The organism is Pedobacter sp. SL55 (genome assembly GCF_026625705.1).
In the GTDB taxonomy this organism is placed as follows: domain Bacteria; phylum Bacteroidota; class Bacteroidia; order Sphingobacteriales; family Sphingobacteriaceae; genus Pedobacter.
This window is the reverse complement of the sequence record NZ_CP113059.1, coordinates 584,582-611,518: the sequence shown is the minus strand read 5'-3', so window position 1 is coordinate 611,518 and position 26,937 is coordinate 584,582. Positions and strand designations below refer to the sequence as shown.

Here is a 26,937-nt window from a genome sequence, read left to right as displayed (position 1 = left end):
TTTTTAATAGTAAAAGACATGAAAAAAATCTACAAAGCTAGTTTGCCATTATTGCTAATACTTACGCAATTAGCTAATACAGCATACGCTCAATATCCTTTTTGGCGATGGATAGCCGGTCCAAAAACGACTAATGGAACCGGTATTTATCCTACAGCTGTGGGTGTAGGTGATAACAATGCCTACCCTGGTGCACGTATAGGTGGTACGGCACAGTTTAAGGATAATAAACTTTATATTTTTGGTGGCCATAACAGTACATCAAATAGGTTTGCAGATCTCTGGAGTTATGACATTAATAGCCAAGTATGGACTTTGCTTAATGCCGCTAGTAATACTTACGCTAACACAACAGTACCTTATGGAGTAAGTAAAACTCCAAATACGAATATTCGTCCAGGTGGCCGCTCTGGCATAAACTCTGTAGTCATAGGCGATGATATTTATACTTTCGGAGGGCAGGGATATGGTACCGACGGTACGAGTTTAGGTAGTGGCAAGTTAAACGATTTTTGGAAATATAATATCACAAGTAATACCTGGACGCTTTTAAGAGGGGTTTTAACGAATGCTGGAGCTACAGTTATTGGCTCAAAAGGGAGTGTTGATGATGGTAGTTTTGCACCTCGTTCTCGCTCTAATGCTTGTTTGGCCGCAGTGGGTACAGATATTTATTTATTTGGCGGCGAAGGTACAGGTGTTACAGGCGATTTGTGGAAATGGGATACGCTTACTTCTAAATGGCTTTGGCTAACGGGCGAAAATGGTGCCACCACAGCAGTTAATGTAGGTTTAAATGACCCTACAAATACGCCCAGCGCTAGGCAAGGAAGTGCTTTTGTTGCTATAGGTACTAAAATATATTTATTTGGTGGTACTACCAATGCAAATACCGAAACAAACATGCAAAATGATTTGTGGGTTTATGATACTGCTACAGGATTTTGGAATTTAATAACTCCGTCTAATGCAGCACCTCCTATTCGCAAAGATGTGCAAGGTTGGGCTGCAGGTGGCAACCTTTATATCTTTGGGGGTGTTTCTAGGGCAGACGGTACTACTAGTAAGGTGGTTAACGATTTATGGAAGTACGATCCTGTTGCCAACAGCTGGACAAAATTGAAAGGAGAAGCTGCACCTGCCGGAACGTATGCTGTAGAAGATTATACCGCGGCAACAGTAGCTCCGGCGGCTTCGAATACGAGTATTCCAGCTGGACGTGTTGGCATTTTGGCCGCTAGCAACGGAAATAAGCTATACCTATTTGGGGGAGATAGAACTACGGCTTGGACACAAAGGTATAGCGATTTATGGACAACAGATTTAGATGAAACGGTGCTACTATGGTAAACTTCATCAGCTTTGCTGCAAAAGCAACTACTACTGGTGTGCAGTTAAATTGGAAGATAGCTTCAGAAACCAACCATAAACAATATATTGTTAGTCGCAGCACTAACGGTAAAGATTATACAATTGTTACAACCACTACTGCTTACAGCACAACAGATAATAACGTAGCTTCAGGTACTTATTATTATAAATTAGAGCAACAAGATAACGATGGAACAATTAACCAGTTAGCTGTTCAGGTGGTTAAGGTAGGTTTGGCTACTAATTATCTTACTGTTTACCCTAACCCTACTAAGGATATCGCTACTGTAACATTGGCTGTTGGCGCTTACACAAATTACACGGTGGTTGGGGTACAAGGTAACACGGTAGCAACAGGTAACATCAATAATACCGACACTATGTTAAAGGTTAACCTTTCATCGGTAGCTGCGGGCACCTATATCATTAAATTGCTTGGTGTAAACGGAAACACTGCTGCCAGAGTAATAAAATTATAAGGATTATACCGTAGAGAGAATAGGCGAAATGTCTCCTCTTTTTTTTGCATCTATTCTCATCATGTTTAAGAATTTAATACCAACGCAATTTTGATACGTAGAAATTGCTAAAATTAACCTATCCACACACAAATGAAAAAAACAATCTTAACCACTTTGTTAATTGGCCTAGCAAGTTTAGCTGTTAATGCCCAATCTTCCCTTACAAAAACCGATACCATACCTCTAAAATATGGCGCACATAGAACAGGCAACCGTACCGATGCCGAAATGGAGCGTTGGCGTAGTTATGGCTTAGGGCAGTTTATCCATTGGGGAGTTTATGCCATACCTGGTGGCCAATGGCAAGGTAAAACCTATGGTGGCGCAGCAGAATGGATACGCTCATGGAGCAAATCATCGGCACCAGAAAACTGGACCAGTATTTACGATAATCTATACAAGCAATTTAATCCAGTTAATTTCGATGCAAAAGCATGGGCAAGGCAGGCTAAGCAAATGGGGGCAAAATATGTGATATTTACCACTAAACATCATGATGGTTTTTGTCTTTGGCCAAGTAAATACACTAATTACACCATCAAAAACAGCCCTTACAAAAAAGATATTGTTAAAGAAGTGGTTGATGCCTACAATGCCGAAGGTATAGATGTGTATTTGTATTTTTCGATTATCGATTGGAACCACAAGGGCTACAGAAGTGCAGCTCCAAAAACCGCTGATGAAATTGCTAGCTACGAAACCTTCAAGAAATTTACCCGCAATCAGTTAATAGAGTTGGTTAAAAATTATCCAACCCTTAGGGGACTTTGGTTTGATGGTACATGGGATCAGGCTTGGACCAAAGAAGCGGCCTATGTTGATGCCTTAGACAAAGAATTACGTAAACTTAGCCCTGGTATTATCATTGGTAGTCGCTTTAGGCCAGATGATTATGGAAAGAGAGGCCAAGACTCAAATGGTAATTTAATTGGCGACTACGAGCAAGGTTGGGAACGTAAATTACCAGCTAGTATCGAAGTAACTAAAGGCCGCGATTGGGATTGCGTAATGACCATACCACCCAACCAATGGGGCTATAATGCAGATTGGAAATCATCATACATTAAAACAGATTACGATTTGATACAAATGTTGTTGCACTCGGTATCGTTAAATGGCAATTTGGTCATCAATTTTGGCCCAGATGGCAAAGGTGCCATCCGTACAGAAGAAGGCGCCATTGCAACGGGTATTGGTCAATGGATGCAACAAAACTCTGAAGCAATTTACGGAGCCAAATATGCAGGGTTGCCTAAACCAGAATATGGTTATTATACCCTAAAAGGAGATAAGCTGTATTTAACGGTATTCAACCGACCTGTGAATAATCAATTACGTTTGGCTATTCCTCAATCTTACAAAAAATCTTTACAAAAAGCGGCTCTTCTAGTGGGCAACCAATCATTAGAGATTAAAAAAACCAACATTGGCATAGATAGGGATAGCAATACTTATTTTGATGTTACCCTGCCAGCAAACTTAACGATAGATAAGCCATTTGTTGTGGTGTTTGATTTAGGAGAAAGTAACGGAAACAATAAAAATTATGGCGATGCGAAGACCTAAGCTAATAGGCTTACAGATTATTTTTTTCTGGAGATAGCTTTAAATGGCTACGCCCAAGAAAAAAACTACATCACAAAGAAATTTAGTGAGATATACAGCCACCAAGCATTTGATAATGATGTAAGCCAATGGCGTATTACCGAATTAGCCAATTTGTGGCATAAAATCAACAGTCTATCTGCCACGCAAAAAGCCTATTATATTAATTTGGCCAATAAGGCAAACGAGTATGAATGGCCCAGTATTACCGCATCTTTATATTTAGATTATAAACACACGGGCCGTCGTGTAGATTTCGAAAATTTGCATAACAAGCGCCAAGAGATGATTTCGCTCTTGGCCATAGGTGCAATGATTACTAACGATGATACCTATATTCCGCAATTGGTAAACGGATTATGGCTGCTGCTAGAAGAGAGTACATGGGTGGCTCCGGCTCATATTGTAGTACAAAAGCAAGGGGCAGATTTGCCAGCGGTATCTACTTCTTATATCGATTTACATGCTTCCCGAACGGGTTACCGTGTGGCATTAATCCACTTTCTTTTGAAAGATAAGTTAGAGAAATATTCTAAAGTTATCAACCAAAGAATAGCAGCAGAGCTAGATAGGCGAATAATTAAACCCTATTTAGAGAACAACAGGTTTTTTTGGATGGGGCTAAATGGCGGAGTAGTTAATAACTGGAATGCTTTTAATAATGCCAATTGCTTCAATGCTTTGATCTATTCGCAAGTATCTGCCGATACGTTAAAGCAATTGGCACAGAAAATTATCCTCAGTTCCGATGCTTTTTTAAATCATTATCCAGCTGATGGCGGCTGCGATGAAGGACCGTCTTATTGGGATATGGCAGGCGGTCGTTTAATTAATTTGCTAGGTCAGCTAAAAGCTATTTCGGCAAATAAAATTGATTTCGCAGAGAACAAATTGTTGCATAATATGGGAACCTATACCTATAAAATGCACATCAGCGATAAGTTCTATACCAATTTTGCCGATGCTCACGCTGTTTATACGCAAAACCCAGTCAGCATATTTCAGTATGGGCAAATGTTTAACGACGAGAAACTAAAAGAATATGCTGCTTTCGTTTTTGGTCAGCGAAATAAAGAATGGGGTAACGACGTAATTGATTTTGTAGATTTGTTGAAAGTGCATCAAGATTTGGCTGCTACAACAGCAAGAGCACCATACCCCAAGTATACGTCGCTACCAAATTTGCAAGTTTACACGGGGCGTGAGCAAGAGGGAGCTAACAAAGGCTTGTTTTTCGCTATCAAGGGCGGGCACAACAACGAAAGCCACAACCATAACGATATTGGAAATTTCATTGTCTATGCAGATGGAAATCCGTTGTTGATAGATGTTGGCGTTGGAACTTATACATCTAAAACATTTAGTAAACAACGCTATGAAATTTGGAATGTACAATCTAACTGGCATAACTGTCCTACCATCAATGGGTTTGAGCAGAAAGAAGGTAGAAAATACGCCGCTTCAAACCTAAAGGAAACTCATAACAATAATGTTGAGCAAATATCAATGGATATTTCAAAATCTTACCCCGTAGAAGCAGCAATAGCCTATTGGAACCGTGAGATTTTATTGAACAGATCAAAAAAGCAAATTACCATTACCGATAAATTTGGATTGAATAAAGTGATAAAAAACAATGAGCTTAATTTTATTTCTGCCATTAAGCCCTCTTTAACCAAAGGTAAATTAAACTTTGCCGATAAGGCAAGTTTGCATTTTGACGCTACCAAATTCGATGTGGTAATCAATCCAAAAATAATGGATGATGATAGGTTGATAAACGCTTGGGGAAGTCAAATTTTTCAAATCAAACTTATCGCTAGAAATAAACTCCTGAAAGATAATTATCAAATCATTATCAGGTAATATAAAGGTGCCTTTACCTAACTATATAAAATATATATTAACAAATATGCTGGTAAATAAAATGAATATATACCCTAGAGCCAAGTACAAAAAATGGTGTGTTTCTCTGCTAACGATGATAATGTTTTTTGGCGGGTCTCAGCCGTGTGTAGCCAAAGTTGCAGATGTTGAAACTAATGAAGAAAAAGCCATTAAATCTGCCAAAAAAATTAATGCCACCACTATAGAGGTGCTATATGCCAATGGTAAAAAAATGCTGATAGACTTCTATGGAGAAAACATTTTTAGGTTGTTTCAGGATAATACTGGAGGTGCAATGAGAGCGCCTCAAGCTAAACCAGACGCTCAGATTTTGGTGGACAATCCAAGAAAACCGCTGAGCAAGTTGGATGTGGACAATGGAGAAAGCCTGATCACCATAACAACCGCAAATACTGTGGTTAGTATTGATAAGCAAACACAGTTGTTTAAGGCACTTAATAAAGCTAAAAATACAATAGCCTTCGAATTTGCAAATCCTATTTTATTTGAAACAGAGAAGGTAAGTATTAGCTTGAAAGAAAGTATAAGTGAGTAAGCTTTTATGGTGGAGGTGTACAGAACGGTCGTTTTTCGCATAAAGGAAAAACTATTGCTATTGAAAACCAAAACAGTTGGACCGATGGCGGAGTAGCTTCTCCAACACCATTTTATTGGTCTACCAATGGTTATGGCGTAATGTGGTATACCTTTAAGAAAGGAAAGTATGATTTCGGTTCTAAAGAAAAAGGTTTGGTAAAATTATATCACGAAACCGATTATCTAGATGTGTTTTTTATGATTGCTGATGGCGCTGTGCCGCTATTAAACAGTTTCTATCAGCTAACAGGCAACCCTGTTCTCCTCCCAAAATTTGGATTTTATCAAGGTCATTTAAACGCATATAACAGAGATTATTGGCTAGCCGACGAAAAGGGCATTCTGTTTGAAGATGGTAAACGTTACAAGGAAAGCCAAAAAGATAACGGTGGAACTAAAGAGTCGCTAAATGGCGAAAGAAACAACTATCAGTTTTCGGCAAGAGCGGTAATAGATCGATACAAAAATAATGATATGCCTTTGGGGTGGATATTGCCAAATGATGGCTATGGCGCAGGTTATGGGCAAACATCAACGTTAGACAGCAATATTGCCAATCTAAAAAGTTTCGGCGAATATGCTCGAAAAAATGGTGTTGAAATAGGTTTATGGACACAATCTGATTTGCACCCAAAAGAAGGTGTATCGGCATTATTGCAACGTGATATTGTAAAAGAAGTAAAAGACGCAGGTGTAAGGGTATTAAAAACCGATGTGGCTTGGGTAGGAGCAGGCTACTCGTTTGGTTTAAATGGCGTAGCCGATGTAGGCCAAATTATGCCTAAATACGGTAGTAATGCCCGTCCATTTATCATTTCTTTAGATGGTTGGGCTGGTACACAACGCTATGCAGGTATTTGGTCTGGGGATCAAACAGGCGGGCAATGGGAGTATATTCGTTTTCACATCCCAACTTATTTAGGCTCGGGCTTATCGGGACAGCCTAATATTTCTTCAGATATGGATGGAATTTTTGGGGGTAAAAACCCGGTGGTAAACACTCGTGATTTCCAGTGGAAAACTTTTACCCCTATGCAATTAAACATGGACGGTTGGGGAAGCAATGAGAAATATCCACAAGCATTAGGCGAACCAGCAACGTCTATCAACCGTAATTATTTGAAGCTAAAATCAGAGTTAATGCCTTATGCTTATAGCATTGCAAAAGAAGCCGTAAATGGTTTACCGATGATCAGGGCAATGTTTTTGGAAAATCCTAACGCATACACTTACGGCACAGCTACGCAATATCAGTTTTTGTACGGGCCAAATTTCTTAGTTGCGCCCATTTATCAAGCCACCAATAGCGACGAAAACGGAAACGACATCCGCAACGGTATTTATCTGCCTAACGGAACTTGGATTGATTATTTTACTGGCGAAAAATATGAAGGTAACCGGGTAATCAACAATATTGATGCGCCGATTTGGAAATTGCCTGTATTTGTTAAGGCAGGAGCCGTTATTCCATTAAACAACCCAAACAATAATCCACTACAGGTAAACAAAAAACTGCGCATTTTCGAGCTATACCCAGCAGGAACAACCAGTTTCACATTGTACGATGATGATGGTTTGACAGAAGCTTACAAGGACAAAAAAAGTGCATCAACTCTAATACAGAGCACTGTTGATAAACAAACTGCCATAATTACCATTAAACCAACCCAGGGAAGTTTCGACGGATTTGAAAAACTGCAAGCCACCGAATTTAAAGTTAACGTAACTGCTAAGCCTAAGCAGATTACTGCTAAAGTTGGCAAGCAAAAAATAACCTTAAAAGAGGTGCTGTCATACGGCGATTTTGCAAAAACAGATAATGTCTATTTTTACGATTCTGCGCCTAATATCAATAAATTTGCAACTAATAGTAGCGAATTTGAACGCGTTACTATGACCAAAAATCCACAGTTATTGGTTAAACTGGCAGCTGTCGATGTTACTGCTAACGAAACAGTATTACTTACTATAAATGGCTACGAGTTTGAACCAATAAACCATCATTTAAAAAGTAAAGGAGTGCTAGCGCCGCCAATTACCGTAAAAGTAACTGATGAGAATACTGGCCCATACACCTTAAAACCTAGCTGGGACAAAGTAGCAAATGCAGATTATTATGAAATCATTTTTAATGATGTCCTGTTCTCTACCATTAAAGAAAATAACTTGTTGTTTGATGGGTTGATCCCTGAAACTAACTATAAATTCCAGATCAGAGCGCTCAACAAGGATGGGCAATCGAAATGGGTAGATTTTTCAGCAAAGACCAAAAACGACCCTCTGGAGTTTGCCATTAAAGGCATAGTAGCAGAAACCTCCGTGCCAAACCAAGGTGGCAATGAAATTCGCAAACTTTTTGATTTTGACGAAGGTAACCTATGGCACACCAAATGGGGAACTGCTGCGGTACCATTTAATATGGTTATAGATTTAAAAACAGTAAATCAACTAGAGAAAATTCAATATTTACCGCGTAACGGTAGAGGAAATGGAATTGTCCAAGAAGGCACGTTTTATTATAGTAACGATAAGCAGCACTGGACTAAATCAGCAGATTTTACATGGACTAACGATGATAAAACTAAAGAATTTGTTTTTAAAGAAAAACCAGCTGCCCGTTACCTAAAATTAGAAGTTGCAAAAGCAACGGGAAATTTCGGTTCAGGTAGGGAAATGTACGTTTTTAAAGTGCCAGGTACCGATAGTTATTTGCAGGGAGATATCAACAACGATAAAAAACTGGATAGAAATGACCTTACTTCATACATGAACTATACAGGTTTGCGCAGAGGTGATGGGGATTTTGAGGGTTATATCAGTAATGGCGATATTAATAAGAATGGCCTAATAGACGCTTATGATATCTCAGTTGCAGCAACGCAAATAGAAGGCCTGGCCAAGGCTAAAAAAGATGAAAAGTTGCTCGGTAAATTAATTTTAGCAACAGCTAAACAAAGCTATGCCAAAGGTGAAACCATTGAAATAGAAGTTAAAAGCGAGGGCTTTTCTTCGGTTAATGCCTTAAGTTTTGCCTTGCCTTATCATACGGAAGATTACGATTTTGTAAGTGTACAACCGCTAAACGTGGAGAAAGCAGAAAACTTTACTTATGACAGGCTACACTCAGACAGGAGCAAGGTACTTTATCCAACCTTTTTGAATGTCGGTAATCAAGAAACGCTAAATGGTTCCAAAACGTTATTTTTAATTAAGCTAAAAGCGAAACGTAATGTGAAATTTAACCTAAAAACATCAGAAGGTTTCTTGGTAGATAAAAACTTAAATACCATTCGTTTTTAATTTTAAGAGCATATTGTCCTGTTCTTTGTTTAAGGCAGGACAATTTTATTTATGCCGTAAACTGGAATTGCAATCCCTATTTCCTCAAAAAAATATGGAATTACTACTAAATTAGACACATCGTTCACGTTAAATTAACATCGGGGTCAAAAACATCCATAGTCTCTACTGTAATCTGTAATGATACTGGAAACCAAAGTTTAAAGAGCTTACGTATCAGAAAAGGCGCTGAGTGCTACTTTACACATGCCAAAGGCAGACACGACACGCCTGGGAAATCAAAGAGAAGAAATGCAATAAGTTAAAGTTAATTTGGTATAGTCGTGTTTTTAACCATTACCTTAACTTTGCTAACATCAAGCGCTTTTTGGTAGCCATTTAGAATTAAAAGATACTTGCCAGCTGGTTTTGCATGTCCTGGCTTTTATTAGTTAATTTTCTTACGCCTGTTAATCTTTGAACGCCAACAAAACTACACTGCTGTCCTACCGCAATTTTTTTAGTTAAATCTTTTCCCCAAATGTGTAATATGGTATCTCCTAAATACACCCAGTTAAGCTTTTTCTTAGCATAATTAGAACAAGTTATTTTAGTAATGGTTCCAGTAATGGTTCTATTATTGATACCGGGGGTATATTGGAAAGTTTTTACCTTGTTTTGTGCTGATAATTCTGCGCTAACTAGTAAAATAAGTAGTATGGCTAAATAAATTGTACGCATAAGTTTTTTTATTGCTGTTTCTTTAGCTCTGCTAGAAAATTGATGCCAAAAAATAAATCCTCATTTTAGCGTTAAAAACAACGAATTGTACATGGTTTGCGGATGGAAATACGGGAAACAGGGGAATTTTTATACATGGCTATGTTCATGTTGTTTATTTACAGTTGCTTAGCTTGTTTGGTGGTCTTCTAGCATTAATGGCTTATTCGGTTTTTAAAAAGGGTAAGCCTTATTAGCGATGCTTATTGTTTTATTGGCAAGTTTTTTCCCTCTATTTAATTTCAAAAAATAGCTATAGATTATTCGTTATATGTTATTTTAGCAATATGATTACTGTAAACGAATATTTTGATGGAGCGGTAAAATCGCTAGGCTATGAGCACAATGGGAAATCTACCGTAGGTGTAATTGATGCGGGCGAGTATGAGTTTGGAACTTCTACCCACGAAATTATGATTGTTGTAGAAGGACAGATGGAAGTTTTATTGGCTGGAGAAACGATATGGAAAACCTTTAGTGCGGGAGAGAAATTTGAGATAGCAGCAAACTCGTCTTTTAAAGTGAAAATAGCAGGCCAAGTTTCGTATTTGTGTAAATACAAATAGCCTTTGCCATAAACCTAATGCTTTTAATTACTTTTGATAAAGTATATGAGGTTTGCAATTTTGCTTTTATTCTGTTGTTGTAGTGCAGTTGTTTTTGGCCAACAGGGCTATAGGCTAACCGTTTCTTTTCCTGATCATTCCAAATCGCTATCAAAAGTAATCACGTATCCTAAAGAAATTAAAGATAGTGTAGCCGTTTATAAAGAAGCAGACAAATTACTTTCGCAATTACAATTTAGGGGCTATTTGCTAGCAGAAATTACAGCATTAGCATTTAAAGAAAAACAAGTTGCTGTAGCAATTGAACCAAACCAGCTGTACCAATGGGTTAGGCTCAATAGCGGAAATTTACCATCGGCAATTAAACAAAGTGTAGGTTTTAAGGAAAAAAATTATGAGCGGGTGGATTTTAATATTGCCCATCTTACCAAGCTTTTTGAAGCCCTACTCGCTTACTACGAAAATAGTGGTTATCCGTTTGCCAGCGTCAGTTTGCAGCAAATTAGCATAGAGGGAAATACAATAAGCGCAAGTGTAGATACGAAACCTCATCAGAAGGTTTTATTTGATACCTTGCAAATTGTGGGTAATGCACAAATTTCGCAGAAATATTTACAGTCTTATCTTAATGCCAAAAACGGAATGCCTTATGCCGAAAAATCGGTAGCACAAGTAGAAAATCGGCTACGCGAACTCCCTTTTTTAGAAGTGGTAAAACCAACCGAGGTAAGTTTTTCTAATGAGAAAGCTTCGATTTGCGTTTTCGTTAACAAAAAAAATGCGAACCAATTTGATGGTATTGTTGGCCTACAACAAAATGGAAGCAGCAGCAAAACTCAATTAGTTGGTAACCTAAAACTTAATTTGCAAAATGCTTTTAAAAGAGCCGAACAGTTAAATTTCAACTATCAAGGCCTAGCACAAAAAAGCCAGCTATTAGATATTAAGGCCATTTTTCCGCATGTGCTTAATACAGATTTTGGATTAAGCCCAAGCTTGTCCCTTTACAAACAAGACTCGGCCTTTTTAAATGTAGATACCAAACTGGGGTTCAACTATCTGTTAAAAGGCAATAGCAATTTTCAATTTTTTATCGAAAATAGATCTACAAGTTTAGCTGCAGTAGAGGCTTACCAAAACGCAACCGCTTTGCCCTCTATTTTAGATGCTAGCACCACTTTTTATGGTTTGGGTTTAAATATCGAAAACCTAGATTACAGATACAATCCACAAAAAGGTTATAGTGTTGCGTTTGATGCAGCTGTAGGAAGCAAAAAAATAAAGCGAAATGCCGCTATTCCAGCAAACCTTTATCAGGGTATTCCGCTAAGTAGCACTTCTTACAAATGGTTTAGCCAAATTAATTACTATTTGCCTTTGGCTAAACAATTGGTTTTTGCGGTAGCTAACCAAACTGCATTTATAAATGGCAAATACCTGTTAGATAATGAGGTTTTTCGCTTAGGCGGACAAAGAAGCTTACGAGGTTTTAACGAGCTTTCTATATTGGCCACAAGCTATACACTTGGCAATGCCGAAGTTAGGTATTTGCTAGAGCAAAACTCCTTTTTGTTTGCCTTTTACAACCAAGCCTACCTGCAGTATAAAACAGATAAGTTAAATTATTCAGATTTTCCTTTGGGTTTTGGAGCTGGAGCAAACCTAGAAACCAACCTCGGAATTCTTTCTGTGAGTTATGCATTGGGGAAACAAAGAAATAATCCCTTAAATTTGCGCCAAGGTAAAATACACTTCGGTATAACCGCACTATTTTAAAATGGCTAAGAAAAACCTATTGCTTCTTGTTTTTTCAGTATTGATAACCCTGGCTAGCCATGCGCAAATTGCTCCTATAGTAGATACGCTAAAAAATACTGTGCTGCCCCAAGACAGTATAGCCATTGATAGTGCAAAAATTACAGCGATTGATACACTAACGCCCAACATTTTAAAAATTAGAGATTCGCTAACCAATGCAAAGTGGATCGATAGTTTAAATAATGGATACGGTTTTGAAGTTTTTTCATTAAAAAAGTGGATTGATCTAGCCAGTCAGACTTATGAAAAAGTAGATTATCAGCATGGTAATTTGTTGCCCAAAGGCGATGTTTGGGTGCTGGCAATTATTGGTTTTTTACTGGTGTTGTTTGCTATTTTAAAAAATACCTTTGCCAAGCAATTAAGTGCAGTGGTGCAATCTTTTTACAGTAACCGAGCATTAATTAACCTCAACAAAGAAGATAACTTGGTTACGTCTTGGTCTTTTTTATTGCTGTTTATACAATTTGGTTTTACCATTGGGATGTTTTTTTACCTAGCTGCACAGTACCAGGAACTGCCACAAGTACAGCAAGGCGGTTTTACCTTTTTTATTACTATATCTGTAGTAGTTATTCTATTGTATTTATTAAAAATAGTTTGTTTGCGCTTCATTGGTTTCGTGTTCGATGTGCAAAAAGCCCTTCATCAATACATATCTATATTATATTTAAGTTATTTTAATACTTCTTTATTGTTTGTTCCAATCATCATCGCTTTTGCACTTTCTGCCAAAAAATATGGTGCTGGTTATGTTTATTTAGGGGTTTTTGCCTTGGTGCTTATCTTTGTGTTTCAGTTTATAAGGGCTGCTGTAAATATTTTATCACAGTATCGGTTTCCTAAATTGTATTTATTTTTGTACTTTTGCACCCTCGAAATTTGTCCTATATTGATATTAATCAAGGCAATAGGTTTATAAGTGCTAATTAGAAAAATGCAAGAAAATAACGACGAAAGATTACGCAAGGTAAAAAGCATATTGGTAACCTTGCCTAAGCCAGAAACTGAAAAATCCCCATATTTTGATTTAGCAAAGAAGTATAATCTTCGAATAGATTTTCGCTCTTTTATTCACGTAGAAGGTGTGCCAGCTAAAGACTTTAGAAAGGAAAAAATTAACCTGGCCGATTTTACCGCCGTGGTTTTTACCAGCAGAAATGCGGTAGATCATTTCTTTAGGATATGTGAAGAGATGAGGTTTGAAGTGTCTGTTAATTTGAAATATTTCTGCATTTCTGAATCTACTGCGCTTTATCTTCAAAAATACATCCAGTACAGAAAACGTAAAATTTTCTTTGGCAAAGCTACTGCATCTGATTTGGCAGAGGTGTTAAAGAAACATGCTACCGAAAAATTCCTGTATCCGTGTTCTGATGTGGCTACCGAAGATACCATGAACTTTCTACAGAAAAACGGTTACGATGTAACCCCAGCTGTGTTATTTAGAACGGTAGTGAGTGACTTATCTGATCTGGCTGATGTGTTCTATGATGTGTTGGCGTTCTTCAGTCCTTCGAGTATTCAGTCACTGTATACAAATTTCCCCAATTTTCTACAGAACAATACGCGAATAGCTACTTTTGGGTTAAATACACAGAAAGCGGTAGCCGATAAAGGTTTAATTGTGGATATCGCGGCTCCAAATCCAGAGGCTCCTTCTATGATCATGGCTTTAGAAAATTACATCAAGAAATCTAATAAGTAATTTGGTAAATACCTATTTTTAGGTATTGATGTGCAACTTGTTATCTCTTAACTTGCATAAAATAACCAATGTTTTAGCTAAGGGCGTAATAAAGCAATATTATTTGCGTTTATCTGTACCGATTACATGGTAAGCAAGGAGGTAATCTTGTTTTTTGTGTCGTTTGGATGGGTTTTTAAAATTAATTGTTGGATTAGATCTGCAACATTTATACTTTTAAAACCTATAGTTTTGAGATAAACTGAATGTTAATAAATTATTTTGCAGTTAAAAGTGTGGATTTTTTTGTGCGAATAGTTGTTAATCTCAATGTTAATTGATAAAATTGCTATAAAATTGCTTAGACAAACTATGAAGAAATTATACTTTCTTGCAATAACCTTACTGTCATTAATGTTATCTAGCTGCGGAAAAGGCGGTCAAGGAGAGTTAGTGGGAGCCTATAACAGAAAATTCAAAAATACAGCTATTCCATTAGGAATGGTTTATGTACCTGGTGGTAGAAACCTTTTGGGGATGACTGATGAAGATATTACATTTTATCAGGGTAAACAGAGCAAAATGGTTTCTATTAGTCCTTTTTATATGGACCAAACAGAAATTACCAATGCAGAGTATAGGCAATTTGTGAATTGGGTAAGAGATTCTATAGCCGTTACCAAAGGTAATATCGAAGAGTATTTTATCAAACCAAAAGGAAATGCTGCTGCCGGCCCCGCTAAGTTTAAGGTTATAGATTGGAAAAAGGTGGGTAATGGCTCTAACCTTTGGCGTAATAAGAAACCAGATGTGCAAACCAAATTAAAGGCAATGTACATTAACGATAACCTTTCTAATTTTACCCATGGCAAAAATGATAAGGATATTGATATTAAGTTGTTGCGCTATGCGTATGTAGAGAAAAACATGGATATGGCGTTAGAAAATGCAGCATTGGCTGATAGACAACGTATCGATGATTATGATATCTATACAGATAATCCAACACCTGGTAAAGTTAACGAACACCCTTCGGTAATGGTTTATCCAGATACTTTAGTTTGGCGAAAAGATTATACGTATGAGTATAACGACCCAATGGTTGAAGCTTATTTTAACCACCCATCTTATGATAAATACCCCGTAGTTGGCGTAACTTGGGATCAAGCTAGAGCTTTTAGTAATTGGCGTACACAGTTTTACGAAAATGTTGCTCGCCAACGTAAACTACCTGTAAACTCTAGGCTGAAATATGACTTGCCTACCGAATCGGAATTTGAATATGCAGCTCGTGGAGGCAGAACGCAAACAAAATATCCTTGGGGTGGCCCTTACATTATGAATGCCAAAGGTTGTTTGCAAGCTAACTTTAAAGTAGGTAGAGGTAATTATGCCGATGATGGTGCCTTGTACACGGTAGAAGCCAGGGCTTACTTGCCTAACGATTATGGTTTGTATAACATGGCTGGCAACGTAGCAGAGTGGACATTGAATTCTTACAATACAGCTCTTCCAGAAGATAAAAACCCCATTTTTAGAAAAGGCAGACGTAAAACTGTAAAAGGCGGATCTTGGAAAGATGTTGGATTTTTCCTTCAAAATTCAGTTGCCCAACACGAGTATCAAAATGTACCGAGGTCGTATATCGGTTTCAGGTGCGTATCCCATTTCGCTGGAAATAGCTTAATGTAGCATCAAAAAATAAAACATAAACATAAAACCACAAACTAAAATTAACTATTAAGAACTATGGCTGGAAAATATGCTACTAATGAGGCAAAATTACACCTTGCAACTTCTGTTGGTGCTGCAATCGTAATTGTAGGTGCATTATTTAAAATTCTTCACTTGGGAGGAATTTGGGGAAGTATAATGATTGGTGTTGGATTAGGTGTAGAAGCATTCTTGTTCTTAATTGGAGGTCTTTTCCCTCCACATCCGGATGTAGAATGGGATAAAGTTTATCCGCAGTTGCGTAAAGATGGAAAACCAACTCCTCAAGACGCCATTCCACAAGCGGCAGTTGGCGTGGGTGCTACAGGCGCTTTAGATAAGTTAGTAAACGAAAAAATTGGTCCAGAATTGATTGAAAGCCTAGGTAACGGTTTACGTACCTTTTCAGATAAAGTTGCGGGCATTTCTAACGTAGCCGATGCTTCTTTAGCCACAACTGAATTTACTTCGAAAGTTAAAGGTGCTTCTGACAGCCTTGGCAATATGAATACCGCTTTTGATAAAGCAACCGCACAACTGGCAGAACTAGGTGCTAGCAATGCAGATTCTAAAGCTTATCACGAACAAGTAAATAACTTGGCAAAAAACTTATCTGCGTTAAACGCGGTATACGAATTAGAATTACAAGACTCTAGCGCTCATTTAAAATCAATGAACAAATTTTACCAAAATCTTTCTTTAACCATGGGCAACTTTAACGACTCTATGGAAGACTCTAAACAGTTTAAAGAAGAAGTTGGTAAACTAGCAAAAAACCTATCGTCGTTAAATGCTATTTATGGCAACATGCTAACGGCAATGAACCAACCTCGTGCTTAATCGGTCATATTATTAACTATTAAATATTGATATAATATGGCAGGAGGCAAGGAAACGGCAAGGCAGAAGATGATCGGTATCATGTATTTGGTACTGTTAGCTATGCTTGCCCTTAACGTTTCAGATTTGGTGTTAAAAGCATTTAAAAATATTAATGATAGCTTAAACACCTCTAAAGAAAACGTGGGTAATAACATTACTCAACTTTTAAGAAATTACGAAAGTACCAAAGCCAAAGAAAGTGGCGATAACCTATTAAAATTAAATAGAGCTAAAGAGGCACAAAAGGTAGGCGAAGACTTGATCAAATACATTGATGGGCTTCATGCTAAAATAGCGGCCGATGGTTTTGATGAAAATGGAGATTTGGTACAAAAAAATAACCTAGATATTGGTCAAAATATCATGGGTAACGACGCAACTCCAAAGGCAGGTAAAGAATTACAAGCTAAAATTAATGAGGCAGGTAAAAAATTAGCTTCTTTATTACAGCCTGATGAAGGTAAGCCGACATTTATGCTACAGGCTTTAGACCCTGCCAAACCTAAGGCAGGCGAGCCCAAAAGTTGGACTGGAAGTATGTTTGGAGAGGGCGTGCCATTGGCGGCTTTTAGAACCATCTTAACCATGATTCAGAATGATGCTAAAAACATGGAAGCTGATATCATCAATAAAATTTTAGCTGATAAGCCGATTGTAACCTTAGATCATTTCGAGGCGGTAGCAGTAGCTCCTTCTTCTTACGTAATACAAGGCCAGCCATACAAAGCAGAGATTTATCTTACTGCAAGTGATACCAAATCTAGTCCAGATGTGAGTGTAAATGGCTCTAAAGTGCCCACCGTGAATGGTAAAGGTGTTTATACAGGTGGCACAGGAAGCGTAGGTACATTTACTTGGAGAGGTACAATTAGGGTTAAGAATAATAAAACGGGAAAATTTGACTCTTTCGAGACTCCTCCGATGACTTATCAAGTAGCTGCCCCATCGGCAACAGTTTCTTCAGATAAGCTGAATGTGATTTATGCAGGTATTCCGAACCCGTTTACAATTTCTGCACCAGGATTTCCAAATGTGAATGCCACAATTACTGGTGGTTCATTAAGTGGAAGTGGTGGTAAGTACATGATTAACGTTCCGGGATCTTTAGTAGGAAAAGAAGTATCTATTAACGTGAGCGGTACTAACGATGGAAAAACAGTAAACCTAGGCGCACCTAAGTTTAGGGTAAAAGCTATTCCGGCACCAATTGCAAAAGTTGGTGGCTACGGTGGTGGCGATATTGCTTCGGTACAGTTGAAAAGCGAAAGTGAAATTGAAGCCGATTTAGATGATTTTCCTTTTGATGTGAAGTTTAAGATCTTGCGTTTCGAACTTACGGTAATTAAACCTCGTTCAGATGCAATTACGATTTCTGGACAAGGTGGCAATTTTACTGGAGCGGTTAGAAATGCAATTAATGCAGTATCTCCTGGTACTACGGTAATCTTTAGTGATATTGTATCGCAAGGTCCAGATGGTAGACAAAAAGTATTGCCACAATTGGTATTTAAAGTAAAATAATTGAAGATGAAAAAGGGTACGTTGTTGTTTGTTGTAGCGATTTTATTCGCAGCTGTAAGTTTCGCTCAGAAAGGCAATGCCAGACAAACCAATGCGAAGCAGAACAATGCTGGTAAAACTACCACTCCTGTTAGCACTCCAGTGGTGCAAAAAGCAGATTCTACAAAAAAGGTGGTGGCTAAGAAAACTCCAAAGGTAAAACCAAAAGATGGTTATGCCATGGAAAGAGAGCTTAGAGATACCGCATCTGAGAAAGCATTTTTGCCTGTAATTAAAGATGAAGATGTGGTATATACCAAAAGGGTATGGAGAGATATAGACTTGCGTGATACCATTAACGGCGTACTTAACTATCCTAAATCGAGATTAATTGAGGTGTTGATTACTCATGTAAAAAATGAGGAACTAACCGCATATAATCCTAAAAATCCAACAACTTTAGATGACGTAGACGGATTTGATTTTCCTTTAGATACCGCCGATGCATTGAGATTGGCAAATGGTGTGGTAAATGTAACCAACAATAAAACGGGTACAGTTACACAAGTGCCAGGCGAATTTAATCCGGAGTTGTTTAAGAAATATAGAATTAAAGAAGACTGGGTTTTTGATGGTAAAAGAGGTGTTTTTGAACCTCGTATTGTGGCGCTAGCTCCTTTAAAGCTGAACGACCAGACTAAAGAATGGCAACCAGTATTTTGGATCGCTTACGAAGAGGCAAGAGATATTCTGGCTACCAAAAGGCTTTTCAATTCGTTAAACGATTCTTCTCCATTAAGTATGGACGATTTCTTTATCCATCGTTTGTTCTCTAGTCACATTGTGAAAGAAACCAATGCTGGAGATTATAAAGTAAAAGACTTAATTGGCGATCCAAGACAGCGTTTGTTAGAAAGCGAGCGCATCAAAAAGAAAATGGCCGATATGGAACAGGCACTTTGGGAGTATTAAAAGCCCCACCCAACCCTCCCCAAAGGGAAGGGCTAACATTAAGTATAAAAAAGAGCAAATCGATAAGGTTTGCTCTTTTTTTATTTCGGTCGTCATTGCGAGGAACGAAGCAATCCTAGAGCATAATGTTACCTTTAATAGTAGTAAGATTGCTTTGTGCCTCGCAATGACGATTTTACAATAGCTTTTTAAACTTCTTCTATATTATTGAAATAGTTTAAAAGCGTAACCACTTGCTTTTTGTTAAGTAGTTTAGCCAATTCTTCTGCGCTTGCTTCTTTAATTTTTTTCACAGATTTAAAATGAGTGAGCAACTTATCTGCCGTAGCTTTACCAATACCTTCAATTTCTTCAAGCTCCGTTTTTAAAGTGCCTTGGTCACGTTTTTTGCGGTGAAAGGTAATACCAAAGCGATGTGCTTCGTCTCTTAAATGCTGAATAATTTTTAAAGTCTCCGATTTTTTATCCAAATACATCGGTAAGCTATCGCCAGGATAAAATAGTTCTTCTAATCTTTTGGCAATGCCAATAATCGTCACTTTTTTATCAATACCCAGTTTCTTTAAGCTGCTTACCGCCGATGATAGCTGGCCTTTACCACCATCAATAATGATGAGTTGCGGTAAGCTTTGGTTTTCATCCAGCATACGCTTATAACGCCTATAAACAGCTTCTTGCATGGTGGCAAAATCGTTTGGGCCTTCCACGGTTTTCACATTAAAATGGCGATAGTCTTTTTTACTTGGTTTGGCATCCTTAAATACCACAATGGCCGAAACTGGATATTTTCCCTGAAAGTTCGAGTTATCAAAACATTCGATATGGTAAGGTAATTGTGTTAACCTCAAATCGTTTTTCATTTGTGTTAACACCCGATCTGTTTTGAGCTCTGGATTTAACTTCTCGTATTGGTTTAATTTTTCTTTTTTAAAGAACAGCACATTCTTTTGCGAAAGCTCCAAAAGCGCTTTTTTCTCGCCTAACTTAGGCACGGTAAGTTTTAAATTAGTGTCATCCAAAGGAATTTCAAAAGGAACTACAATCTCTTTAGAGGTGCTTTTAAATCTACTTCTAAACTCCGCAATGGCAATAGAAAGTAGTTCTTCATCACTTTCGTCCAACCGTTTTTTAATTTCTATGGTTTGCGTTTGGATGATGGCACCGTTCATCACTTTCAGGTAGTTCACAAAGGCATAACGCTCATCGCTGGCAATGCTTACCACATCTATATTGGTAATGGCGCTGCTAACCACTGTAGATTTGCTTTGGTATTTTTCTAGCACACTCAGCTTTTTCTGATAATCGTGTGCCAGTTCAAAATTGAGTTCTTCTGCAGCGGTTTTAACCACTTGCTTTACGTCTTTTATCACATTGCCAATTTTACCGTTTAAAATGTCTTTAATTTCGGCAATGTTATTTTCGTAGTCTTCTTTAGATTGATAGTTTTGGCAAGGCCCTTTACAATTACCGATCTGATATTCCAAACATACTTTAAATTTTCCCGCGTTAATGTTTTCAGGTGTTAAAGCCAGATTGCAAGTACGCAAAGTATAGGTCTCTTTAATAAGGTCTAAAATAGTGTGCATCATACCTACAGAAGCGTAAGGGCCTAAATAGGTAGAACCATCTTTGATCATTCTTCTCGTAGAAAAAACTCTTGGAAACGGTTCTTTTTTAATGACAATCCATGGGTAGGTCTTGTCATCTTTAAGCATAATGTTATAGCGGGGCTGATGCTTCTTGATTAAGCTATTTTCCAGTAGCCAAGCATCAATTTCGGTGTCTACAATGGTAAACTGAATGCGCCTAATTTTAGAAACCAGTGCTCGTGTTTTACCATTAAGCTGTTTGTCTTGCACAAAGTAAGAGCTCACCCGATTACGTAGGTCTTTAGCTTTGCCAATATAAATAAGCTTATCATCCGCATCAAAATATTGGTAAACGCCAGGTTTATGCGGGATATCTTTTAAGGCCTTTTTATAATCGAAACTGCTCATATTGGATTGCAAATTTACATAAAAAACAAGAGGCTCTCTCAAATTCGCTCGTCATCTCGAACGTTAGAGAGAGATCTGCTTCAGAAATGCTTCTGAAAGAGATTTAACTTCGTTGATTTTCAATTTACTTCGTAGACCTTCGGTTCTTCTCCTTTGATTGTCGAAATGACGGCATTATTTTACTTTTGAGACAGCCTCTTGTTTTAGATTACTTATTAAAACCCTAATTTCTTATCTAATTCCGACGTAGTGGTTTGCTCCAGTTGTTGTTGCTGGTATTGGTTACAATCGTAAACAATATTTACGCCGCTGGTAGGTGGTTCAAAATCGTTTTTGCCCATTTTTAAGTTAGGATTGGCGTAAACCCGTTTCATGAAACCTGCGTAAATTGGCAGTGCCGAATTTGCACCTTCGCCGTAGCTGGTGCTGGTAAAGTGAAAAGCACGGTCTTCGCAACCTGTCCAAACACCTGCAACTAAATCTGGTGTAATGGCCATAAACCAACCATCAGAGTTATTTTGCGTGGTGCCCGTTTTGCCACCAATTGGGCCATTTACTTTGTACTTATAGCTTAATCGAGAACCTGTTCCGCCAGTAACTACGCCGCGTAGCATGCGGGTCATTACGTAAGCCACTTCTTCGTTCATGGCTACTTTAATAATCGGTTTACTTTCGTAAAGTACCACGCCATTTTTATCTTCTATTTTAGTGATAAAGTTAGGCTGCGTCCAGGCGCCTTTATTGGCAAACACACCGTAAGCGCCAACCATATCGTAAATTGAGGCATCAAAAGTCCCTAGTGCAATGGATGGAACCGCCGGCACATCGCTACTAATTCCCATTTTTTTGATCTCGTTCATTACCGCTGTTGGGCCAACTTGTTTCATTAAATAAGCCACAATATAGTTTTGCGAATAGGCCAAGCCTTTTTGCAAGGTAATTTTGCCCGGCAATGGCGTTCCAGAGTTTCTCGGCGTCCAATCTGGACTACCGGGGTTAGAAATAGTTACCGGCTCGTTTAATACCTCATAACAAGGCGAATATCCATTTTCTATTGCTACTGCGTAAGTAAATGGCTTGGCGGTAGACCCTACTTGGCGCTTGCCCATTTTTACTTGGTCGTATTTAAAGTGCTCAAAATTAATACCGCCTACCCAAGCTTTAATGTTTCCACTTTTAGGATCCATGGCCATCATCGCATTGCGTAAAAGCAATTTATAGTATTTAACCGAATCGATAGGTTTCATTAAGGTATCAATATTGCCTTTCCAAGTAAAAATGGTAAGTTTTGTAGGCGTATTAAAGTCTGCGGTAATTTCTTCGTCAGATTTGCCTTCGGCTTTTAATGCTTTGTAGCGGTCTGATCTTTTTACACCTTGTTCTATCAGCGCTTCTTTTCCCCTAAAAGGATTTCTACCTTTCCAGCTTTTGGTAAATTGTGCTTGCAAGGTTTTCATGTATTCTTTTTGTGCTTCTTCGGCATACACTTGCATTTGATAGTTGATGGTAGTGTACACTTTTAATCCATCTCTGTCTAAATCATAAGGTGTACCATCAGCTTTATTGATAGAACGTTCCTCTAATATTTTTTTTACTTCGTTTTTTAGCACAGCTCTAAAATATGGCGCTATGCCATCGTTAGTAGTTGCCGCATTAAAATGTAGGTTTAAAGGTTTTTCTCTTTCGCCAGCAAATTGGTCTTCAGTAATATAGCCTTGCTTAACCATCAAAGCCATTACCGTATTTCTTCTATCTAAAGAGCGTTCGGGGTTTTTGGTAGGCGAGTAGCGGGTAATTCCTTTTTGTAAACCAATTAACACGGCAGCTTGCGGTACGGTTAATTTATCTGGAGTAGTGTTAAAATACACACGAGCAGCAGATTTAATACCATAAGCCTGGTTTCCAAAATCAACCGTGTTTAAATACATGGTAATGATTTCTTCTTTGGTATAGTTGCGTTCTAATTTAATGGCAATAACCCATTCCTGAAATTTTTGGATAATACGTTTTGCAAAGTTTTTCGCCCTACCTTCTTCGGAGAAAAGGTTAAGTGCCAACTGCTGTGTAATGGTACTTCCACCTTGCTTTTTACCTACAAGTGCGTAAAGGAAAATGGTAAAGGTACGCCTAAAATCTATACCAGAGTGCGAGCGGAAGCGGATGTCTTCTGTGGCAATTAGCGCATTAATTACATTCGGAGAAATTTCGCTGTAGTTAACGTTTGAACGGTTTTTAACGAAATAGGTGCCCAAAACTTTGCCTTCCTCAGAAATTACCTCTGTGGCTTCGTTGCTTTTAGGATGTTCTATTGCTCTAAACGACGGTATCTCTCCAAAAATGCCAAAGCTAATCATGACAATGAAAATTGCAAAAGCAATGATGCCCGCAATAAGTACTTTCCAAATACGCCAGTTGTATTTTTTGATTAATTCTGGAGGTAGTGAATTGTTGTTCTTATTTCTATAATTCATTGTTATTGATATATCTGATATACCGCTCTAAAGTATCGCGATTGGTAATTTTTTCTAAGTTCTCTTTACTTATTGCAAAAGTAGTATAATTAGCGGCAGGTATTTTGATAATTCTACCTAATTTTGATTTTATGGTTTGTTGATATTGCTGCACATCAGAAATACTTGTAAAATCGCCTACTATAATTAACTGATCTTGTTCTAGTTCTTTAAGTTGATGGCGAAGGTTGGTGCCCGAGTAATTACCTCTATTAAATTGCCCGATGCCGAAACGAGAAGTGCTCACATTAGCGCTTGCCGAGTTAACCGCTACTACATAATAGTAATTGCTAGACGATGCTGGGTTAAATAAAGTCTCTTTTGGAGGTTCTGGAACAGCAATTGGTTGGGCAACTGTATCTGCTGGTTTTGTAATTACAATTGGATTTGCAATGGTGTCTTTCTTTTCTGTAGCAATAACAGGAGGTATAGCCACAGTATCTTTCTTAGTTTCTACAACTGGTGCTTTAGCAATTACCGTATCCTTTTTAATTTCTTTTACTGTTGGTTTTACCTCTGGTTTTTTCTCTGTTATAGGCTTTTCAATTGGTTTTTCCGCAATTGGCTGTTTCACTACTGGTGGTGCTGGCTGTACGAATTTTTTCTTGCCTGTTGGATCTAGAACATTGGCAATAATAGGCTCGTTTAACCTAATTCCAGTTTTGTTTTCTGCAAAAGGAATTTCGTAAGGGTCGTAGCCAACCAATGCTATTTTCCTTTTCTTAAACTCGCTTAAATGTGCATTGATGTATAATAAGTGCTGGTCTACCAATGGTTTTATCAGCACATCTTTTTGGTGCCTTTCCGAAATGTCTTTAAAGGCCGCAATTAGGTGGTCTACATTTTCTGTACGTCCAATAGCTATGGCCTTAAGGTAATCGTACTGCGGTTCCATGGTATTACCTGGAAAACGTTTACTTATATCACTAGCGCTAGTAATTACTGTGCTAAAATCTTTCTCTTGCAGTTTGTTAAATAAGCCCTCGTATTCTTTATTTAACATTGCTTCTAATTGGTTTTGCTTTAGAGAAAAATTAGGGTCTAAAATAGTTTTTGCAAAAGCCGAATTCGGAAATTTGCTTAATACCAGATTTTTATACTCGTTAGATTTTGCATTATCTGTGCCTTTATACGCCAAGTACAAGCTATAGTAAACCATATCTAGCTTGTTGTTGTTAGGAAACCGTTTCAGTAAAGCTTCGTAAGTTTTTATCGCCTCTGGCTTATCATTTAAAACCTGCTGATAAAAACTGCCTATATCTAAATAGGCATTGATGATTTTTTGGTTAGAGGCTTCTAAAGCTGCCGGAGTAAGCGGAATAGAATCTAAATATAGTGCAGATTGATTTGCAGATTTTGGAGCCGAAGTGGCAGGTGCATCTGGGTTTTGTGGCATTGCTCCAAATCCATCATCAACGGCAGCAAGCGCATCTGCTTGGCTTTGCGAAGACTTTACACTTTGGCGCCAATTTGGAGTTAACTTTCTATTACCCCAGCGCTTTTTAAATTCGTTGAAACCCCTGCTAATTGCATTGGTGTTAGCAAAATAAAAGGTACTGCCCGTTGGCGAAGTGTAGTTTACGTTTGCTCTTCCTGTAGTAGTTTGTTGTGCGTTGTTGCTACTACCTGTAGTAGTTTTGTTTTCTAAAGCCGCAAAATAATTAGCTAAGGCAATTTCTCTGTCTGCTGCTGGCAACTTAGCAAATTTTTGAAGTGTATCTTGTAGGCTAATGGTCTCGTACCTTTGCTGTAGATAAGCTAGGTTCTGTGCTTTTTTAGCTATGGCATTATACAGCGGATGCGTTTTGGGCAAAGTTAATGCCGTACTATCATAATACAGCTTAGCGGTTACGTAATCGCTATAATGTTTAAAGTTTAAATCGGCAATTTTTAAGTACGATAGAGCCTTTTGCACATTATTAGTGGTGCTGCTTTTTACCGAAAGGTTGTAATATGCTTCGGCTTTGCCATAGTCATTGCTACCATAGTAATCCTCGGCAATTTCATAATAGATTTGGTCTTTAAAATCTTCGTTCTTATCATCTTTCAGCATTTTAGTAAGCGCTAGCTTTCTATCGAAGCTATTGCCGCTTAATTGTTCGGTTACTCTAATTCGGCTTAGCTTAGCGTTAAAGTACATATCAAAAGCTGCATTGCTTTTTTCTACTTTGCGATAAGCACTTAAACTTTTTTCAAATTCTTTTTCGCTTTCATAAAGCTGGGCTAAAGTGTAAGTCCATCTGGTTTTATTTAAAGACGTTGGTCCAGCTTTTAAAGCTTTTTCTAAATAGGTGATGGCTTGTTTGTCATTTTCTTTAATGATACTAATTTGGGCTAAAGTTGCCAAAGGCTCCGATTTTTGACCTTTTACCGAATCTAATTCTGTAACTACAGTATCTAATACCCTCTCTGCATTGTCTAAATCATCTAATTCAATTAAGCTTCGGGCTTTCCAGTTTAGGGCATTCAAATATACTTTGTGGTTTTTATGATAGGCACTTGCCACATAGTCGAAATATGCTTGGGCATTATAATATTTGCCTTGGTAAAAATTTGTTTTGCCTAAAAGGATGTAAGCATCATCTATATAATTACTGATGTTTTTTTCTGCAATAATGGTCCTTGCTTTCTGATCAACTTCGTCAAGTTCTTTAATTTTTGTGCCTGCAGTGGTGGCATCTGCTGTTGCGGGAGCATGGTAGAGCGGCAAAAAATTATCGAAATTATCTTTTCTACTTTGATTTACACTTTCTAAATATTCATCTAACAAAACATTAGAATTGTAGATAAGGTTATATCTTGCCGAAAGGTTTTGTAGCTTTCTGTTTACAACGGTATCTTTTTGAGAAGAGCAGCCAAAAGTTAATGCAAGCAATAGGCTGCATAAAATGGCGCTAATGAGATGTTTTCTGTAGGTGTTCAATGATTTTTGTTTATTTATTACTATAACAAAATATCTGCAAAAATATTTTATTCGGCAATACAATCTTAATAATTAATCGCAATTTACTAAACTATTAATATATAAAATGATTGACCCAAAAAATAAACCTACACCTAATTATATCAAATATAGTGGGATGGCCTTTCAAATGTTGGCAACTATTGGCGTTTTTGCATTTGTGGGTTATAAGATTGATGAGCATCAACAAATATCAAATTTTCTTTTTACTGCTCTTTTAGGGATTGTTGGTGTAGCCGCCTCGCTTTATCAGGTGGTAAGATCTTTAAATAAAGATAAGTAATTATAGG

19 protein-coding genes are annotated in these 26,937 nt (G+C 37.7%); 15 read left to right on the top strand and 4 right to left on the bottom strand.

Features of this window, described 5'->3' with window-relative positions; genetic code table 11:
* The first annotated feature begins 18 nt into the window (after nucleotides 1-18).
* The 6 genes from OVA16_RS02675 to OVA16_RS02650 all read left to right on the top strand — a co-directional run bounded on the left by OVA16_RS02675 (nucleotide 19) and on the right by OVA16_RS02650 (nucleotide 9,281).
* Entirely contained in the window at nucleotides 19-1,350 is a 1,332-nt protein-coding gene (locus OVA16_RS02675) for a kelch repeat-containing protein (protein WP_267763380.1), read from the top strand.
* Nucleotides 1,344-1,850, top strand: a complete 507-nt coding sequence (locus tag OVA16_RS02670) for a T9SS type A sorting domain-containing protein (protein WP_267763379.1) — start codon at nucleotides 1,344-1,346, stop codon at nucleotides 1,848-1,850. The genes OVA16_RS02675 and OVA16_RS02670 overlap by 7 nt, the downstream gene beginning before the upstream one ends.
* A 132-nt stretch (nucleotides 1,851-1,982) precedes the next feature.
* A complete protein-coding gene (locus tag OVA16_RS02665; protein ID WP_267763378.1) occupies nucleotides 1,983-3,458 on the top strand; it encodes an alpha-L-fucosidase in 1,476 nt (491 codons plus the stop codon).
* A 153-nt stretch (nucleotides 3,459-3,611) separates the two neighbouring features.
* Nucleotides 3,612-5,363 carry a heparinase II/III domain-containing protein gene (locus OVA16_RS02660; RefSeq protein WP_267763377.1) on the top strand — a complete coding sequence of 584 codons (1,752 nt, stop codon included), beginning with the start codon at nucleotides 3,612-3,614 and terminating at the stop codon, nucleotides 5,361-5,363.
* A gap of 61 nt (nucleotides 5,364-5,424) precedes the next feature.
* On the top strand, nucleotides 5,425-5,940 hold the full coding sequence (locus tag OVA16_RS02655; RefSeq protein ID WP_267763375.1) for a hypothetical protein: 516 nt from the start codon (nucleotides 5,425-5,427) through the stop codon (nucleotides 5,938-5,940).
* Nucleotides 5,941-6,080: 140 nt separating this feature from the next.
* Nucleotides 6,081-9,281, top strand: a complete 3,201-nt coding sequence (locus tag OVA16_RS02650; protein ID WP_267763374.1) for a TIM-barrel domain-containing protein — start codon at nucleotides 6,081-6,083, stop codon at nucleotides 9,279-9,281.
* A gap of 384 nt (nucleotides 9,282-9,665) precedes the next feature.
* On the opposite strand, the gene OVA16_RS02645 is transcribed toward OVA16_RS02650, so the two are convergent.
* A complete protein-coding gene (locus OVA16_RS02645) occupies nucleotides 9,666-10,001 on the bottom strand; it encodes a hypothetical protein (protein WP_267763373.1) in 336 nt (111 codons plus the stop codon).
* Nucleotides 10,002-10,327: 326 nt separating this feature from the next.
* Between OVA16_RS02645 and OVA16_RS02640 the strand changes: the two genes are divergently transcribed.
* From OVA16_RS02640 to gldN, 8 genes are all read left to right on the top strand, one after another.
* Nucleotides 10,328-10,606 (top strand): pyrimidine/purine nucleoside phosphorylase, encoded by a 279-nt coding sequence (locus OVA16_RS02640; RefSeq protein ID WP_267763372.1) that lies wholly within the window; start codon nucleotides 10,328-10,330, stop codon nucleotides 10,604-10,606.
* A gap of 45 nt (nucleotides 10,607-10,651) precedes the next feature.
* A complete protein-coding gene (locus OVA16_RS02635; protein ID WP_267763371.1) occupies nucleotides 10,652-12,382 on the top strand; it encodes a BamA/TamA family outer membrane protein in 1,731 nt (576 codons plus the stop codon).
* 1 nt (nucleotide 12,383) lies between these two features.
* Nucleotides 12,384-13,346: a DUF4271 domain-containing protein gene (locus tag OVA16_RS02630; RefSeq protein ID WP_267763370.1), complete on the top strand. Its 963-nt coding sequence runs from the start codon at nucleotides 12,384-12,386 to the stop codon at nucleotides 13,344-13,346.
* A gap of 15 nt (nucleotides 13,347-13,361) precedes the next feature.
* A complete protein-coding gene (locus OVA16_RS02625; protein ID WP_138722843.1) occupies nucleotides 13,362-14,132 on the top strand; it encodes a uroporphyrinogen-III synthase in 771 nt (256 codons plus the stop codon).
* A 351-nt stretch (nucleotides 14,133-14,483) separates the two neighbouring features.
* On the top strand, nucleotides 14,484-15,803 hold the full coding sequence (locus tag OVA16_RS02620) for an SUMF1/EgtB/PvdO family nonheme iron enzyme (RefSeq protein WP_267763369.1): 1,320 nt from the start codon (nucleotides 14,484-14,486) through the stop codon (nucleotides 15,801-15,803).
* A gap of 57 nt (nucleotides 15,804-15,860) precedes the next feature.
* Nucleotides 15,861-16,664: a gliding motility protein GldL gene (gene gldL / locus OVA16_RS02615; protein ID WP_267763368.1), complete on the top strand. Its 804-nt coding sequence runs from the start codon at nucleotides 15,861-15,863 to the stop codon at nucleotides 16,662-16,664.
* A 36-nt stretch (nucleotides 16,665-16,700) separates the two neighbouring features.
* Nucleotides 16,701-18,227, top strand: a complete 1,527-nt coding sequence (gene gldM, locus OVA16_RS02610) for a gliding motility protein GldM (protein WP_267763367.1) — start codon at nucleotides 16,701-16,703, stop codon at nucleotides 18,225-18,227.
* Nucleotides 18,228-18,233: 6 nt separating this feature from the next.
* Entirely contained in the window at nucleotides 18,234-19,178 is a 945-nt protein-coding gene (gene gldN, locus OVA16_RS02605) for a gliding motility protein GldN (protein WP_267763366.1), read from the top strand.
* A gap of 188 nt (nucleotides 19,179-19,366) precedes the next feature.
* Here gldN and uvrC read toward each other — a convergent pair whose 3' ends face one another.
* From uvrC to OVA16_RS02590, 3 genes are all read right to left on the bottom strand, one after another.
* Nucleotides 19,367-21,175: an excinuclease ABC subunit UvrC gene (gene uvrC, locus OVA16_RS02600; RefSeq protein WP_267763365.1), complete on the bottom strand. Its 1,809-nt coding sequence runs from the start codon at nucleotides 21,173-21,175 to the stop codon at nucleotides 19,367-19,369.
* 215 nt (nucleotides 21,176-21,390) lie between these two features.
* Nucleotides 21,391-23,646, bottom strand: a complete 2,256-nt coding sequence (locus OVA16_RS02595) for a transglycosylase domain-containing protein (RefSeq protein ID WP_267763364.1) — start codon at nucleotides 23,644-23,646, stop codon at nucleotides 21,391-21,393.
* Nucleotides 23,636-26,608, bottom strand: a complete 2,973-nt coding sequence (locus OVA16_RS02590) for a gliding motility protein (protein WP_267763363.1) — start codon at nucleotides 26,606-26,608, stop codon at nucleotides 23,636-23,638. Before OVA16_RS02590 ends, OVA16_RS02595 begins: the two co-directional genes overlap by 11 nt.
* Nucleotides 26,609-26,714: 106 nt before the next feature.
* Here OVA16_RS02590 and OVA16_RS02585 point away from each other — a divergent pair, with 106 nt between their 5' ends.
* Nucleotides 26,715-26,930 (top strand): AtpZ/AtpI family protein, encoded by a 216-nt coding sequence (locus tag OVA16_RS02585; RefSeq protein WP_267763362.1) that lies wholly within the window; start codon nucleotides 26,715-26,717, stop codon nucleotides 26,928-26,930.
* The last annotated feature ends 7 nt before the right edge of the window (nucleotides 26,931-26,937 follow it).